The following is a 14,847-nucleotide window of genomic DNA, read 5'->3' on the forward strand; positions in this document are numbered from 1 at the left end:
CCACGCCAATGCCGCCGCGCACAATCAGAGCAATGCCGATTCCATACAGAAAAAGGCCAATGAGCAGCTGCGTGAGTCGACGGGTCATAGTTACCAATCCAATTGCATAACTGGCCTGTTATCAAGGGGCCAATCTGAATAGAGTGGCTTCATGAACGAGAACCACGTGAGCGCGAGGGTGCTGGAAACACTGCTCGGACAGTGGCGCGGGGGCGCCAGCGCCTACTCTGCACTCAGCGATCGCATCCGCCTCCTCACTCTCGCCGGGCGCATCCCCACCGACAGCCGCCTGCCGGCCGAACGTGATTTGAGCGCGCGTCTCGGCGTGAGTCGCACGACCGTGACGGCGGCTTATCGGCACCTGCGCGACGCGGGGTACCTGAGCAGTGTGCGCGGATCCGGCAGCGTGGTTCGACTGCCGGGCGCGACTGCGCCGACGACTCCGGGCGAAACCGAGGGGATCCTGGACTTCAGCAAGGCCACGATGCCGGCCCTGTCCGGGCTGGCGGATGCCGCGGCGCACGCCGCAGCCGAGCTGCCCCGGTACCTTGGCGACTCCGGCTTCGACCCCGTGGGCATCCCCGAGCTTCGCGCCGCCATCGCTGACCGCTACGCCGCCCGCGGGGTGCCGACCACGCCCGAGCAGATCATGGTGACCCTGGGTGCCCAGCACGCCATTGCCCTGTTGGCGCGCGTGCTCGTCGGCCGCGGCGACCGCGCCCTGATTGAAACGCCCACCTATCCGCATGCGGCGGAGGCTTTGCGCGCGGCCGGCGCCCGCTTCGCGGCGGTGAGTGTCTCGGCCGGCGGACCGGATGAAGATTCCGCCACCCGGGGTTGGGATGAAGCCGCCCTGTTGCAGACCCTGCGACGCAGCAGCCCCGTGGTCGGGTACCTGATGCCCGACTTCCACAATCCCACCGGCCAGAGCATGCCCGCCGAGCAGCGCGAGCGGGTGGCCGCCGCCGCGGCAGACTCCTGCACGACACTCATCATCGATGAGACCATCGCCGAGCTCAGCATCGATCGGGAAGACGACTTTCCTGCGTTCGTGGCCTGCGCCGACGCCCGATCCGCTTCCCACGTCGTGAGCGTCGGTTCGGTGGGCAAGACCGTGTGGGGCGGCATCCGTATCGGATGGATCCGAGCCGAGCCGACGCTCATCACCAAGCTCGTGGCGGCCCGCTGCGCCAACGACCTCGGCACGCCCATCCTCGAACAGCTCATTGTGGCGCGGTTGCTCGCCGACATGCCCGCCATCCTTGCCGGTCGCCGGGAGCTGCTGAGGGAGGGACGCGACCACCTGGAACGGCGCCTCGCGGATACATTCCCCGATTGGCATGTACCCCATATCGACGGGGGGATCACCGCCTGGGTCAACCTCGGCAGTCCGCTGAGTTCGCAGCTCGCGCTCGCGGCGCGCAGTCACGGGCTGCTTGTGCCTGCCGGTCCGAGGTTCGGAATCGACGGCGCCTTCGAACGGTTCCTTCGCCTGCCGGTTTCGCACTCCGTGGAGGAGACCGACCGGGCTGTCGACGCCTTGGTGGCGTCCTGGGAATCGCTGCTGCGCCATCCGTTTGCCGACACGGGCTATCTGGCTGAAGTGGTGTGACCCACCCCCACAAAGGTCCGGACCGTTGATTTCGCAGGAACCGAAGGTAAGACTTATCGCGTGTATTTTCTTGCTGTCCTGAGCATGCGTAACCGAGCGCTGATCGCGCTCATCACCATCGTCGCGGCGGTGTTCGGCGGCCTGGCGCTGTCGAGCCTCAAGCAGGAGCTGATTCCCTCCCTGCAGCTTCCCCAGCTGCTGGTGGCGACGAGCTACCCCGGCGCATCACCCGAAGTGGTGAACGATGACGTATCGACCCCGATAGAGACCGCGATCCAGGGGCTGGTCGGGCTCGAATCCACCTCTACGACGAGCAACACCAACTCGTCGCTCGTCAGCGCCACCTTCACCTATGGCACCGATCTGGTGAAGGCCGAGTCGAAGATCAGCCAGGCGATCAACCGCATCAAATCCGCACTGCCTGACGGCGTTGACCCTCAGGTGATCAGCGGCAGCATCGATGATTTCCCCATCATTTCCCTCGCCGTGGCGGGCGGCGACCCGGCCACCATCGCCGACGAGCTCAAGCGCAGTGTTCTCGGGGACATCCGCGACGTGCCCGGCGTGCGCGAGGCGGCCCTCTCCGGTGACGTGGGGCAACGCGTCAGCATTACGCCTGACCCGGCGAAACTGTCCGCCGCCGCACTCACCACACAGTCGATTCGCGACGCGCTGCAGCAGAACGGGGCGCTCATCCCCGCCGGCGCCCTCACCGAGGGCGACAAGACCCTCTCCGTTCAGGCCGGCAGCAAGCTCGGCACGGTCGAAGAGGTGGCTGCGCTGCCCCTGATCGGCCGTGCCAGCGCGCTGTCCGCAGCGGTGCCCGGCGCCCCATCAGTGCCGACTGCTGCCGCGACCCCGACCATCGGCGACGTCGCCACGGTGCTGCTCACCGAGAACCCCATCACGAGCATCTCTCGCGTGAATGGGGAACCCGCGCTCACGATCTCGGTCACCAAGATTCCGGCCGCGAACACAGTGGAGGTCTCGCAGGCGGTGCGGGACATCCTGCCCTCGCTCGAAGCAGCGGTCGCGGGAGCCACGTTCACCGTGGTCTTCGACCAGGCACCGTACATCCAACAGTCCATCGATGCGCTCACCCAGGAGGGAATGCTCGGCCTCTTCTTCGCGGTGCTCGTGATCCTGGCATTCCTGATGTCGGTGCGGGCAACGCTCGTCACTGCGATCTCCATCCCGACGAGTGTGCTGGTCACCTTCATCGTGTTGCAGTCGGTGGGGTATTCACTCAACATCATTACGCTCGGGGCGCTCACCATCGCGATCGGTCGCGTCGTCGACGACTCCATCGTGGTCATCGAGAACACCAAGCGGCACCTCGTCGTCGGCGTCGACCGGGCCGAGACGATCGTCTACGCCGTGCGTGAGGTGGCCGGTGCGATCACCGCCTCGACCATCACGACCGTCACCGTGTTCCTGCCCATCGCCTTCGTGGGCGGCTCCACCGGTGAGTTGTTCCGGCCGTTCGCCCTTACCGTGACGATCGCGCTGCTCGCCTCGCTGCTCGTGGCCCTCACGATCGTGCCCGTGCTCGCCTACTGGTTCCTGCGCACGCCCAAGGAGAAGGGCGTGGCGGAGCCGGTGCCCGTGGCCGTCGGAGCTCCCTCGGCGGAGGTGCTCGAGCCCCCCACGCCGGTCGTTGCGGCGCACACCCGGCATGCGGCATCCGCTGACTCGCAGTTCGGCGGGGCGCCGAGCGAGCTCGAACAGCCGAGCCGGTTGCAGCGCGGCTACCTGCCGGTGATCGGCTGGACCCTCAAGCACGCGGTGGCCACGCTGCTGCTTGCGGTGCTGCTGCTCGGCGCCTCGGTGGCACTGCTGCCGCTCATGAAGGTCAACTTCCTCGGTTCCACCGGGCAGAACACCTTCCGGGTCACCCAGACCCTGCCCGTGGGCTCGAGCCTCGACGCGCAAGACGCGGCGTCGAAGCAGGTCGAATCGACGCTGCGCGGCATCGACGGCATCGATATCGTGCAGGTGTCCATCGGCGGGGGCGGCGGCGCAATCGCTGCGGCCAGCGCCTTCCGCGGTGGGGCGCCGTCGTCGAGTACCGTGACCTACTCCATTACTACTGCGGACGGCGCGGATGCGGCACAGGTGCAGGCCTCCGCGCAGAAGGAGCTCACCGCCCTCGCCGACGTGGGCGATATCTCGGTGGCGGCGGCCAGCGGATTCGGGTCGTCGGGCGACATCGCGGTGAACGTGACCGCGGCAACGGATGCCGACCTTCAGGTCGCCACGCAGGCCATCGCCACCGAAGTGGCCAAGCAGAGCTCCATCACGCAAAGCTCCGACACTCTCGCGGCCTCTCGTCCCTACATCGCGGTCACCATAGATCGGCCGGCAGCCGCACAGGCCGGACTCAGTGAGCTGGCCCTCGGCACCCTCGTATCCCAGGCGATGGAGCCCAGCGCGGTGGGCACGATCGTCATCAACCAAACCAGCCTGTCCATCTATCTGCAGGCCGAAACCACTCCGGCGACCACGGCCGAGCTGGCGGCGCTGCAGATTGCCACGGCGGCGGGCCCGGTCGCCCTCGATACGCTCGCCACCGTGGAACAGGTCAACGGGCCGGCGCAGATCACCACGGCGAAGGGCTTGCGCACGGCGACCGTGTCGGCCACCCCGAACAGCAACGACCTGGGCACGGCGAACGCCCAGTTGACGACGGTGCTCGCCACCACGGAGTTGCCCACAGGCGCGACGGCCACGCTCGGCGGCGTCACGGCGGACCAGACAGACGCGTTCCAGCAGCTGGGGGTCGCGCTGCTGATCGCGATCCTGATCGTGTACATCGTGATGGTGGCCACGTTCCGCTCGCTGCTGCAGCCGCTGCTGCTGCTGGTGTCGATTCCGTTCGCGGCCACCGGAGCGATCGCCCTCCAGGTGATCACCGGTATCCCGCTCGGTGTGCCGTCACTGATCGGTGTGCTCATGCTGATCGGCATCGTGGTCACCAACGCGATCGTTCTTGTCGACCTCGTGAATCAGTACAGACGGCGGGGACTCAAGGTGTACGAAGCTCTGGTTAACGGGGCGTCGCGGAGGCTTCGCCCGATCTTGATGACGGCCCTGGCCACGATCTTTGCGCTGCTTCCGATGGCCATTGGCCTCACCGGCACGGGCGGGTTCATCTCCCAGCCGCTCGCGCTCGTGGTGATCGGTGGGCTCGTCTCGTCGACGCTGCTCACCCTTGTGGTTCTTCCGGTGCTGTACTTCCTCGTGGAGGGCGCCCGTGAACGTCGGGCAGACCGCCGCGCCGCCCGCGATCTCGCGTAGAGGAGCGGATGCCCCTGGCCGGTCGAGGCGCGGCGAAGGAGTGATCGCACGTGGTCTGCGTTGGTCGAGGCGCGACGAAGGAGCGATCGAGACCCCGCGAGCGAACCTCCAGACGTGTTTTGCGTTGTGGTCCGCCTCGTTGGTCGAGGCGCGACGAAGGAGCCATCGAGACCCCGCGAGCGAACCTCCAGACGTGTTTTGCGTTGTGGTCCGCCTCGTTGGTCGAGGCGCGACGAAGGAGCGATCGAGACCCCGCGAGCGAACCTCCAGACGTAGCCGTCGCTGTTTGGAGTGTTGCGTCTGTGCCGAAACCCGGAACGTCGTTTCAGGGCTACCGCGAGTAAGACCCGATGTGCCGGCCCCGTGATGCCTGGCTGACGTGCCGGACCAGCGGCTGATTGAGCATCACTTTAATCGAATACATATAGCATTCTTCTAGCCATTAAACATGAGCATAACTCGTCATTTTCTTCTATTCAAGGTAAAATGGGTGCATGGAATCTTCGGAAGTACCTCAAGATCCGCTGTCGTCGGCGGAGGTGAATGAGCACGTTGGGTGGTTGGCGGAGCACTATGGGCCCGGTGATTTCTTCTCTGGCAGGCCGTGTCAGCGTGACGTGACGGAGGCGGCACCGGAGCCGGAGTCGGTCGCGGGGCCAGTGCTTGCGGAGGGGCCGGAGCTCGCGGAGGGGCCTATGTTGGTCGAGGGGCCGGTGTTCGCGGAGGGGCCGGTGCTGCCGGGTGACCTGGATCTGGCGGATGTGTTTGAGGCGGTGCCGCCGGGTTCCCTGTTTGATGCGGTGGAGCACACGGCGGCGCTGGGAATCGATCGGGTCATCTACTTCGAGAAGGTCATCGCGTTCGCTCAGGCGGGTAAAGCGGATGCGATCAACGACTCGTACGAGCGGGCCTTGGCCGTCGCGGAGACCGGCAAAGTATCGAAGGATCGCTGGGACGGTAAATACGCCGCCCATCGTGGATACGTCCTCGAGTTGGCCTGTGCGTTGCGCATTCCGCAGTCCACGGCGCAGGGCACCATCCGGGATAGCCAGTGCCTGATGCAGGCGTTGCCGTTGACGCGAAAGGCGCTCCTGAACGGCGACATCAGTGAGCGCCATGTGCGGAAGATGATCGACCAGGTCGCATCGATCCCGGCATTGGCGCAACGAGACTTCGAGGCGGCCCTGATGCCGTTCGCAAAGACGCTGACGGTGGCTCAGTTTGAGGTGAAAGCCCGCAAGGTTCGGGAGCGACTGCACCCGGAGTCCATCGCGGTGCGGCGCGCGAAGTGTCTCGCGGACCGGCGGGTGCAGTTGTTCCCCGGCGTCGATGGCCTATCGACGTTGTGGCTCTCGGCCGCGTCCGATGACCTGCAGGCGATATTCAACCGGGTCACCGACGCCGCCGCAGGCCTGAAAGACAAAGACGAAACCCGCACTCTCGGGCAGTTGACGGCGGACGTCGCCACCGACCTGCTGCTGACCGGAGTCACTGAGACCGGCCTCGGCGCCGGCATCCGCGCCACAGTGAACGTGACCGTCCCCGTGCTGACACTCATGGGCAAGAGCGAGGAACCCGCAGAACTAGAAGGGTACGGACCGATCGACCCCGAAACCGCGAGAAGGCTCGCCGGTACAGCAACGAGCTTCACTCGCATCCTCGTGCACCCCGAAACAGGTGTGGCCCTCTCGATCACCGCGGTGTCTCGACAGGCTCGACAACCGGGTGGGTACCCCGAGCATTGAAGAAGTACCTGCAAATCCGCGACGAGACCTGCCGCGTTCAGGGGTGCAACAAAGCCGTCAGGTACTGCGATATCGACCACACAATCGACCGGCAGTTCGGCGGCCCGACGACCAACGTGAACCTCTCGCACCTGTGCGCCGCCGATCACGCACTGAAACACAACACCGCCTGGACAGTCACCCAAACCGCCGACGGCGTCATGCACTGGACCTCACCAGCCGGCAAACACTACGCCACCGACCCAGCCACCCGCATCATCCCCCCACTGAAACCCCCCAGCACAAAGGCGCCGCACCCTCCAGATACGCCCCACCCGCCCAGCTGGTTCGACATCCCCGACACTCGAAACCCCGACGACCCCGCACCGTTCTAACCGGGGCACGCGCACGCGGCTCGACCGGTCGTCGAGCCCGTGGAAACACGACGGGCGGAAGGGACGTGGGCCAGATCGGCTCGCCGGGTCTCGATCACTCCGTCGTCGTGCCTTGCCCAGCGAGGGGGGATTTGTCGAGATCGGGGAACCGTGCCGCCGCCGTCCTGCCGCGGTGCTGCGGTAGCACCCGTCCACCAGTCCACCCGTCCGTCCTGGAATGTCGCCGACCTGCCGTCTGACCAAGCTGCACGCACCGCGGCTAGGCTCGGCGCATGGCTACTCCCGATTTCGTGCTCGAGCTGCGTGAGAAGATCGGCCACGTTCCGCTCTGGCTTACCGGCGTAACCGCCGTCGTGCTTCGCGGCCCCGATATCCTGCTTGTCCGCCGCGTTGACACGGGGGAGTGGACCCCGGTGACCGGCATCATCGACCCGGGTGAGGAGCCTGCCGACGCCGCCGTGCGAGAGGTGCGTGAGGAGGCGGATGTGGTCGCCCTCGCCGAGCGGCTCGTGTGGGTTCATGTGCTTGACGAGATCGTCTACGCCAACGGGGACCAGGCGCGGTACCTCGATCTCGTCTTCGTCTGCCGTTGGCTGAGTGGAACGCCCGCCCCCGCGGACGGGGAGAATACGGCGGCACGATGGTGGCCCCTGACTGATCTGCCGCCGATGCCCGAGGCCTATGCCGAACGCATCCGTCTGGCCGTCGGGCCCGACGGGCCGGCGAGGTTCGAACAGCAGGTACCGGTTGGCATGCCCGATAACTGAGAATGACGCCTGACGCCTGACGCCTGACGCCTGACGCCTGACGCCTGACGCCTGACGCCTGACGCCTGACGCCTGACGCCTGACGCCTGACGCCTGACGCGAGATGCCTCATGGTCGATGACTGACGCTCGACGACTGACACGCAAGGTGAGGTGCGCATCGGGTGCCTGATTGCAGTGCCCTGCTCGGAGAGCCGTGCACGCTGAGCTGGTTCGGCCGGCCTAGCCGATCGACCCGAGCGCTACTCCGCGGGCGGCCATGAACCGTTGCGGATCGACCCGGGTGCCGCCCACGCGCACCTCGAAATGCAGGTGACAGCCGGTGGCGACGCCGGTGCGCCCGACCCCGGCGATCACCTGGCCCGCACCCACCGAGTCGCCCACCGCCACGAGAAGTTCGCCGGTGGCGAGGTGCGCGTAGCCGGTCTGTACGCCGGATCCGTGGTCGATAAGTATCCAGTTTCCGTAGCCGCCGACGGTGCCCACGGCCGCGACAACGCCCGAGGTGGCGGCGCGCACGGCCGAGTCGCAGGCCGCTCCGATATCGGTGGCGTAGTGAAAAGCCCCCGCGCCCGGTGCCGGACGCACGGGTCGCGGGCCGAAGACATCCGTGATGCGTCCCGCCGCGGGAAGCGCCCAGCCCTGGGTGCTGAGCTGTCCGGTGTCGAGGCGGGTGAGCCAGGCGACCGCATCGTCGGAGCCGGCCACGCTCGCGGGGGCGCCGAGAGCAAGAGACTCCGAAGCGGCCAGGGCGGCAGTCGCGTCGTCGAGGGACGCCTGTGCCGAGTCGACGTCTGACCGGCGTTCGTCGATTGGAACGAGCGCCGCCTTCTGGCGGGCGGCCGCCTCCTGATCCAGGAGAGAGCGGGCCGCGGCCGCATCGGCCACGGCGCGATCTCGGATGCCCGACACGTTGCCGGTGAGGCTCTGCATGCGGTCCAATCCGCCGAGCGCCGACAGTAGGCTCTGTCCCGCCCTGTTGGCGAGGGTGTCAATGGATGCACCGCCTGTGCGCTGCTGTGCCATCTGCCGGATGAGGCCGGAGAGAAGCCGTTGGGAGGCATCCGCTTTCGCGCTCGCGACAGCGGCGGCAGCCTCATGTGCGTCGGCGAGGGCGAGTCCCGTGGACTGTTCGGCCTCGGCGGCAGCCAGCGCGCGTTGAGCGACATCCAGGGCGGACTGGGCGGAGTCCACCGCCCCTCGCGCGGCGGCATAGGCGCGCTCGGTCTCGAGCTGCTGCGCTGCCCGTGCGGCACTTCGTCGTAGTGCCGTCGGGCCGGCATCCCACGGGGCGATCTGAGATGGCATTGCCTCGGGCTCGGGCTCGGGCTCGGGCTCCAGCTGCGGCGGAGACTCGGGGGGAGGCGTCGGTTCAGTCGTCGGGTCCGGCGTTGGTTTCGGCGTGGGGGTTGCGGGCGGTGTCGGCACCGACGTTGACTCCGGGCCGGGCGCGGGCGTTGGTTCCGAGGTGGTCTCGGGGTTGGGCTCGGGCGTCGGCACCGGAGTTGAATCGACTTTCGCCGTCGCCGGTGGGGAGCTCGGTCCTGGGATGGGCGGAACAGGTGGTGGCTGCGACGCGGCCCATGACATCCGTGTCTGCGCTCCGACCGCAGCCCCGGGCATCGTGACCGTAACAAGAGTGAGAACAGCGACCACCGTTGCGCCGAACAGCAGAAGACGGCGCTGCCGCGACCGCCCGGTCCTGCCTCGAAGAACAGTCAACGTGGAATCTTCTCACTCGTTCACCACTGGTTTCCGGCTTCGGAGAGTGAGTCTCGCTCCGGCACCGGCGTGGCCATAGTCTTCCACCGTGGCGGAAGGCTCGCAACCGCCCGAACGGGCTCTTTCTAGTGCAGGCCACCGATGATTTCAGCCGCGGCATCGCGCACCGCGCCACTCTGCACGAGCCCGACGACGCCTTCGATTTCGGGGGAGAGAAAGCGGTCGTGACCGGGACCGTCGGCGACCGTACGCACGAGGCGACGCACGGCATCCGTTGCCGGGCCGGGGGTCACGGGAGTTCGCAGGTCGAGGGAGCGGGCGGCAGTCATGATCTCGATCGCGAGCACTCGGCCGAGGCCGTCAATCGACCGGCGCAGCTTGCGGGCCGCGTGCCAGCCCATCGACACGTGGTCCTCCTGCATGGCGGAACTCACGATCGAGTCCACGGATGCCGGCACCGCGAGCCGCTTGAGCTCGGATACGATCCCGGCGGCGGTGTACTGCGCGATCATCAGCCCGGAGTCCACGCCCACCTCGTGTGCGAGGAACGGCGGCAATCCCTTGTTCCGGTTGGCGTCCAGGTGCCGGTCGGTGCGACGCTCGCTCATGCTCGCCACGTCGGCCGCGGCGATGGCGAGAAAATCCAGCACGTAGCCGACAGGGGCGCCGTGGAAGTTGCCGTTCGATTCGATGCGCCCGTCGACCGTGACGACGGGGTTGTCCACGGCGCTCGACAGCTCGCGGCCGGCGATCAGCGCGGCGTGGTCGGCGGTGTCGCGGGCTGCTCCGTGCACCTGGGGGGGCGCAACGCAGCGAGTAGGCGTCCTGCACGGTGGGGTCCTCGGGGCCGGCGTGGCTGGCCAGCAGGGGCGATCCGGTGAGGAGGGCGCGCAGGTTCGATGCGCTCACGCCCTGACCGAGCTGGGGCCGCAGCGCGTGCAGGTCGGCCGCGAACACAGCATCCGTTCCGAGCAGCGCCTCGATGCTCATGGCCGCGGCGATGTCGGCTGTCTGCAGCAGCGTGGCCAGGTCGTCGAGGGCGAGCACGAGCATGCCGAGCATGCCGTCGGTGCCGTTGATGAGGGCGAGGCCCTCCTTCTCGGCGAGCACGACGGGAGTGATGCCCGCGGCGGCCAGCGCGACCCCGGCGTTCATGAGTTCGCCAGCGGCATCGCGCACCTCGCCTTCGCCCATCACCGCGAGGGCGCAGTGGGCCAGCGGGGCGAGGTCGCCCGAGCAGCCGAGCGAGCCGTATTCGCGCACGACGGGCGTGATTCCGGCGTTCAGCACGGCCGCGTAGACCTTCGCTGTGTTCGGCCGTACGCCCGTGCGGCCGGTCATCAGGGTGGAGAGGCGCAGCAGCATGAGGGCGCGAACGACCTCGCGCTCCACCTCGGGGCCGCTTCCGGCGGCGTGCGAGCGCACCAGACTGGCCTGCAGCTGCGCGCGCCGGTCAGAAGTGATGTAGGTCGTGGCGAGGGCACCGAAGCCGGTGGAGATTCCGTAGTGCGGGTGCGGATCGCTCGCGAGGGCGTCGATGATGGCCCGGGTTGCCGCAACGCCCTCGAGTGAGGCCGGGTCGAGCGCGATCGGAGCCTCGTGCCTGGCCACGGCCACGACGTCGGCAAACGTCACCGCTCCCGCCCCGACGGTGACGGATGCTGCGGGCTGAACGGGCGTGACGGATGCGAGGGGGAGGGTCATACTGTCGATTCCACACCCTGTCGGGTTGCCCGGGTTGCCCGTAGGCTGGGAACAGTCCGGTATCCCGGACATCTGTCGCAGGGCACGGAGACGATTATGGGCATGCAGGTGGCAGCGCGGTCGAAGGTCCCCGCCGCCGACAGCACCCTGCGCGTCCTCTCCCACCTCGCCACCCAGCGCGGACCGGTACCGGCCTCGGCCATCGCGATCGCCCTCGACCTGCCGCGGTCCACGGTCTATCAACTGCTCGCGGTGCTGGCCGAGCGCGGCTTCGTGCTGCACTTGCCCGAAGAGCGCCGCTACGGGTTGGGGGTCGCGGCATTCGAACTCAGCAGCGGGTTTTCCCGGCAACAGCCGCTCTCGCACCTGGGGCGTCCTCTCGTCGCACAGCTCGTCGACCGGCTGGGCGAGAGCGCGCACCTCGTGGTGTTGCACGGGCGCGACGTGATCTACCTCGTGGAGGAGCGGGCGCCCCGGCGCCCGTCACTCGTGTCCGATGTGGGCGTGCGCCTGCCGAGCCACCTCACCGCGAGTGGCCGAGCCATGCTCGCGGCCCTGCCGGCCGCGCAGCTGCGGGCGCTGTTCCCCAACGCGGCGGCATTCTCCACCCGCAACGGCCAGGGTCCCCGCACGGGAAGCGAGCTGCGACGGTTGCTCGACCGGGTGCGCACGCAGGGATTCGCGCAGGAAGACGGCGAAATCACGCCGGGGATGGCATCCGTCGCCGTTGTCGTGCGCGATCACGCCGGGTGGCCCGCCGCCGCCATCGCCGTGACCTTCGCGCGCGAAACCGTGGCCGAGCCCGAATGGCCGGCGCTCGCCGCCCGGCTGGCCGTCACGGCGAGCGAACTCTCCCGCCGCATCCGCGGTCGCACGGCCTAGCTGTTTTTCGTGCCAACCCACTTCGCGGCGCTCCTCTGGTCACCGGCACTCGTTGACACGAGTGCCGCCCAGTCAGACGAGTGCCACGAGTCCGTGCGGATTCAGGTACCGAGAGTGCTGTGCAGGAAGGCGGCGACCCGTGCGCGCATGTCCGCGTCGAGGAGCCCGATCGAGTGCACGCCGCCCGGTACCGTCACGAGTTCGTGCCGGACGCCGGCTTTCTCCAGTGCGGATGCGAAACGCGTCGCCTGCGTGAGGGGCACGAACTCCTTCACCGAGTTGACGATGAAGAAGGGCGGGTCGCTCGAGTCGACCGTCGCGACCGGCGATGCGCCTGCAGCCTGCGGACAGTCGCTCATGGTCTCGCAGTCGAGATAGCGCAACACGAGGTTCTGGAGGCGCTGGGACACGCCGTCCGTGGTCATCGAGGGGCCGCGCAGGTCGCTCGGCCCCGAGAGCTCGGCGACCGCGGCCACGCGGGATCCTTCCGTGAGAGGCCCGTTCCCGCGAGTGCCGAGGAGGGCGGCAAGATTTCCGCCGGCCGAACCACCGAAGGCGCCGATCCGGTCGGCGTCGATGCCGAATCGATCGGCGTTCTCCGGCGCGCGGATCCATTCCACGGCGCTGTGCAGATCGTCGATGGCGGCGGGGAACGGGGCTTCCGGTGTCAGGCCGTAGTCCACGGAATAGGCGACGAAGCCCTCGGATGCGAGCCACTCGCACACCTGGCGCCAGTCGTCACTCGACTTGTCGCCGCGAGTCCAGCTGCCGCCGTGCACCGAGACCACGGCGGGACGTGGCGCTGATCCGGCGGGTGCCGTGGAACACACGTCGAGCCGAAGGGGGGTGCCCTCCGGTCCAGTGCCGTAGGCGACATCCGGTGTCACGGTTATGCCCATCGGCACGTCAAACGTGCGGATGCCGATGGTCGGCTCGGTCGCGGACGTGTCTGTGCCGTCCGTCCGAGCGGTATCGTTCGCCAGCCCCACGCCGGCAACAGTCAGGGCAGACGCGAGGGCAACGGCGCCCAGAATCGCCAGAAGGCGGAGACGGGTGGTGCCGAAGCGGGTGAAACGACTGCCGGTTGTCACGGGTGCTCCGAGGGTGGGTTGACGTGCAGGACAGGTCTGAGACTAGGGCCCTTGCCTGCATGCGAGCCCGCCCGGCCCGAACCCGCGCACCGAAAGAACGGCCCGCGGCTATTGCGTGGACTCGACCCGTACCTGCTCCGCGTGGCGCGCGATGCAGGGCTGGAGTGATGTGAGGATGCGCCGGAAATCCATCGTGATCGACGCGATCGGGATGAGAGCCGTTGCTCCGGCGTCCAGATGCTCATCGAGGCGCGCCATCAGGCGCGCTACGGCATTCTCCGCGTCGGTGAATGGCTTCGTGGCCCCGACCTGAGCATCCCAGGCGGTGAGCACCTTCGCCACGGCATGCATTGCCTCGCTGAGAGGCGCGCAGAGCTCGGCCGGGATCTCGACGGGGAACGGCTTGCCCCACACCGCGGCGGCGAGGATCTCGGTCAGGTCACGCACGTGGAAGGTGACGGTCTCAAGTGCCGCCAGATCATGGAAGTCCACCGCGAGGTCTCGTGGGTGGAATCTCGCTCGCGGGTTGCCCTTGCGGCTGTCGTCGGCCTCGCTGACCGCGTCACGCACCGCGCTCGCGGTCAGCGCGAGCGTCTCGCTACGCCTGGCCCACTCCTCATTTTTCGGGGGCCACTGCTCGTTGAGGGCATCGCCTACTTCGTCAAGATGCTTCGCGAGTGCGGCGCGGAAGACGGACAGATTCGAAATGGCTTCCTTGAAGCCCAGCCGCGGCAGGATGAGCATATTCACACTGAGACCGACGACGATGCCGAGGCATACCTGCACCAGATACCCGATCGAGTACGAATCCGCGTTCGGGCCCCCGACGATGAGGACGAACAGGGCCGTGATCGGAACGAACTCTCGAGTGGTCTTGACCAACGGGCCGCCAGAGATCAGGAAGCCGAGGCCGATGACAAGCGGTATTGTGAGCACGCTCGGTTCGCTCAGAATGATCACGGCGGCAGCGAGTCCCGCTCCGATGACAAGCCCCGCGAGCGTTTGGAGCCCGTTCCTGACCGAGCTCATCACTGTGGGATACATGCTGATGAGAGCGCCGAGCGGCGCGTAATAGGGATAGTCGTGCGCGACGCCGGGCATGAACGGGGCCGCGTACCAGGCGATCCCTGCCGCGAGGGCGGCCCTTCCGGCCAGGAGTAGCTGCGCGGGCGTGAGGTGGGACCGGATCGCCCAGGCCAACCCCCATCGTGCGCGACGAAGAAACGGAGATTTTTCCGAATGCATCGTTCCTCCATTGTGGGCGTAGGTGGGCGCAGTTGGGCGGATATGTGGAGCTACGGGCAGCGCCGCTTGAGAATACGAGTCGAAACTGGCAGGGTCCTGCCAGAGCACGTCGGGGGACCACGTCGAGGAATGACGGGACATGATTGTAGGCCACGGAGGGAATCAACTTGCTCATCTGTCGTGACATTGTGGTCTCGATCGGGTAGCGTAGACAAGTCGGCTCTTGACACCGCGCTTTCTTCACGTGTGCGCGGATGGGTTTGTAAGTCAAGTTGGGCCGGTTCCTCAGTAATCCGCTGGGGAAAATCACTGTATGTGAACGGCCCCGGCCATAGACTGCCCGGGTTCTCAGTTACGTCGCGAGTGCGTCGTTGTTCTGCCATGTACTGAACACAACCCAGGAATATCT

The 14,847-nt window shown here is 67.4% G+C and carries 10 protein-coding genes and 1 pseudogene; 6 read left to right on the forward strand and 5 right to left on the reverse strand.

The window, feature by feature from the left end; all coding sequences use genetic code 11:
- The first annotated feature begins 151 nt into the window (after positions 1 to 151).
- The 5 genes from JF66_RS16720 (at position 152) to JF66_RS16735 (ending at position 7,795) form a co-directional block, all read left to right on the forward strand.
- On the forward strand, positions 152 to 1,612 hold the full coding sequence (locus tag JF66_RS16720; protein WP_035879797.1) for a PLP-dependent aminotransferase family protein: 1,461 nt from the start codon (positions 152 to 154) through the stop codon (positions 1,610 to 1,612).
- A gap of 60 nt (positions 1,613 to 1,672) precedes the next feature.
- A complete protein-coding gene (locus tag JF66_RS16725) occupies positions 1,673 to 4,909 on the forward strand; it encodes an efflux RND transporter permease subunit (RefSeq protein ID WP_051973670.1) in 3,237 nt (1,078 codons plus the stop codon).
- Positions 4,910 to 5,403: 494 nt separating this feature from the next.
- The gene (locus JF66_RS16730) at positions 5,404 to 6,654 is read left to right on the forward strand and encodes a DUF222 domain-containing protein (RefSeq protein ID WP_156109867.1); all 1,251 of its coding nucleotides are present in this window, start codon (positions 5,404 to 5,406) and stop codon (positions 6,652 to 6,654) included.
- Positions 6,651 to 7,028 carry an HNH endonuclease signature motif containing protein gene (locus tag JF66_RS21880; RefSeq protein ID WP_051973672.1) on the forward strand — a complete coding sequence of 126 codons (378 nt, stop codon included), beginning with the start codon at positions 6,651 to 6,653 and terminating at the stop codon, positions 7,026 to 7,028. The genes JF66_RS16730 and JF66_RS21880 overlap by 4 nt, the downstream gene beginning before the upstream one ends.
- 272 nt (positions 7,029 to 7,300) lie before the next feature.
- Positions 7,301 to 7,795 carry an NUDIX domain-containing protein gene (locus JF66_RS16735; RefSeq protein ID WP_035879799.1) on the forward strand — a complete coding sequence of 165 codons (495 nt, stop codon included), beginning with the start codon at positions 7,301 to 7,303 and terminating at the stop codon, positions 7,793 to 7,795.
- 221 nt (positions 7,796 to 8,016) lie between these two features.
- Here JF66_RS16735 and JF66_RS16740 read toward each other — a convergent pair whose 3' ends face one another.
- From JF66_RS16740 to hutH, 3 genes and pseudogenes are all read right to left on the reverse strand, one after another.
- Positions 8,017 to 9,102 carry a M23 family metallopeptidase gene (locus JF66_RS16740; RefSeq protein ID WP_051973673.1) on the reverse strand — a complete coding sequence of 362 codons (1,086 nt, stop codon included), beginning with the start codon at positions 9,100 to 9,102 and terminating at the stop codon, positions 8,017 to 8,019.
- A 64-nt stretch (positions 9,103 to 9,166) separates the two neighbouring features.
- Positions 9,167 to 9,379 carry a hypothetical protein gene (locus tag JF66_RS23155; RefSeq protein WP_035879801.1) on the reverse strand — a complete coding sequence of 71 codons (213 nt, stop codon included), beginning with the start codon at positions 9,377 to 9,379 and terminating at the stop codon, positions 9,167 to 9,169.
- Between the two features lie 262 nt (positions 9,380 to 9,641).
- Positions 9,642 to 11,220 (reverse strand): annotated as a pseudogene (hutH, locus tag JF66_RS16750) (histidine ammonia-lyase).
- A gap of 96 nt (positions 11,221 to 11,316) precedes the next feature.
- Between hutH and JF66_RS16755 the strand changes: the two are divergent.
- Positions 11,317 to 12,102, forward strand: a complete 786-nt coding sequence (locus JF66_RS16755; RefSeq protein ID WP_197059452.1) for an IclR family transcriptional regulator — start codon at positions 11,317 to 11,319, stop codon at positions 12,100 to 12,102.
- Positions 12,103 to 12,203: 101 nt separating this feature from the next.
- On the opposite strand, the gene JF66_RS16760 is transcribed toward JF66_RS16755, so the two are convergent.
- Both JF66_RS16760 and JF66_RS16765 read right to left on the reverse strand, forming a co-directional pair.
- The gene (locus tag JF66_RS16760) at positions 12,204 to 13,193 is read right to left on the reverse strand and encodes an alpha/beta hydrolase (protein ID WP_051973674.1); all 990 of its coding nucleotides are present in this window, start codon (positions 13,191 to 13,193) and stop codon (positions 12,204 to 12,206) included.
- A gap of 108 nt (positions 13,194 to 13,301) precedes the next feature.
- Positions 13,302 to 14,438 (reverse strand): aromatic acid exporter family protein, encoded by a 1,137-nt coding sequence (locus tag JF66_RS16765; protein ID WP_051973675.1) that lies wholly within the window; start codon positions 14,436 to 14,438, stop codon positions 13,302 to 13,304.
- Between the last annotated feature and the right edge of the window lie 409 nt (positions 14,439 to 14,847).

Origin of the sequence: Cryobacterium sp. MLB-32 (assembly GCF_000738085.1) — a bacterium.
In the GTDB taxonomy this organism is placed as follows: Bacteria; Actinomycetota; Actinomycetes; order Actinomycetales; family Microbacteriaceae; genus Cryobacterium.

What these genes read in the sequence shown, in the direction of transcription:
- JF66_RS16735 (WP_035879799.1), top strand. Translation starts at nt 7,301, where the DNA reads ATGGCTACTCCCGATTTCGTGCTCGAGCTGCGTGAGAAGATCGGCCAC.
- JF66_RS16765 (WP_051973675.1), bottom strand. Translation starts at nt 14,438, where the DNA reads ATGCATTCGGAAAAATCTCCGTTTCTTCGTCGCGCACGATGGGGGTTG.
- JF66_RS16740 (WP_051973673.1), bottom strand. Translation starts at nt 9,102, where the DNA reads ATGCCATCTCAGATCGCCCCGTGGGATGCCGGCCCGACGGCACTACGA.
- JF66_RS16730 (WP_156109867.1), top strand. Translation starts at nt 5,404, where the DNA reads ATGGAATCTTCGGAAGTACCTCAAGATCCGCTGTCGTCGGCGGAGGTG.
- JF66_RS16720 (WP_035879797.1), top strand. Translation starts at nt 152, where the DNA reads ATGAACGAGAACCACGTGAGCGCGAGGGTGCTGGAAACACTGCTCGGA.
- JF66_RS23155 (WP_035879801.1), bottom strand. Translation starts at nt 9,379, where the DNA reads ATGGGCCGCGTCGCAGCCACCACCTGTTCCGCCCATCCCAGGACCGAG.
- JF66_RS16755 (WP_197059452.1), top strand. Translation starts at nt 11,317, where the DNA reads ATGGGCATGCAGGTGGCAGCGCGGTCGAAGGTCCCCGCCGCCGACAGC.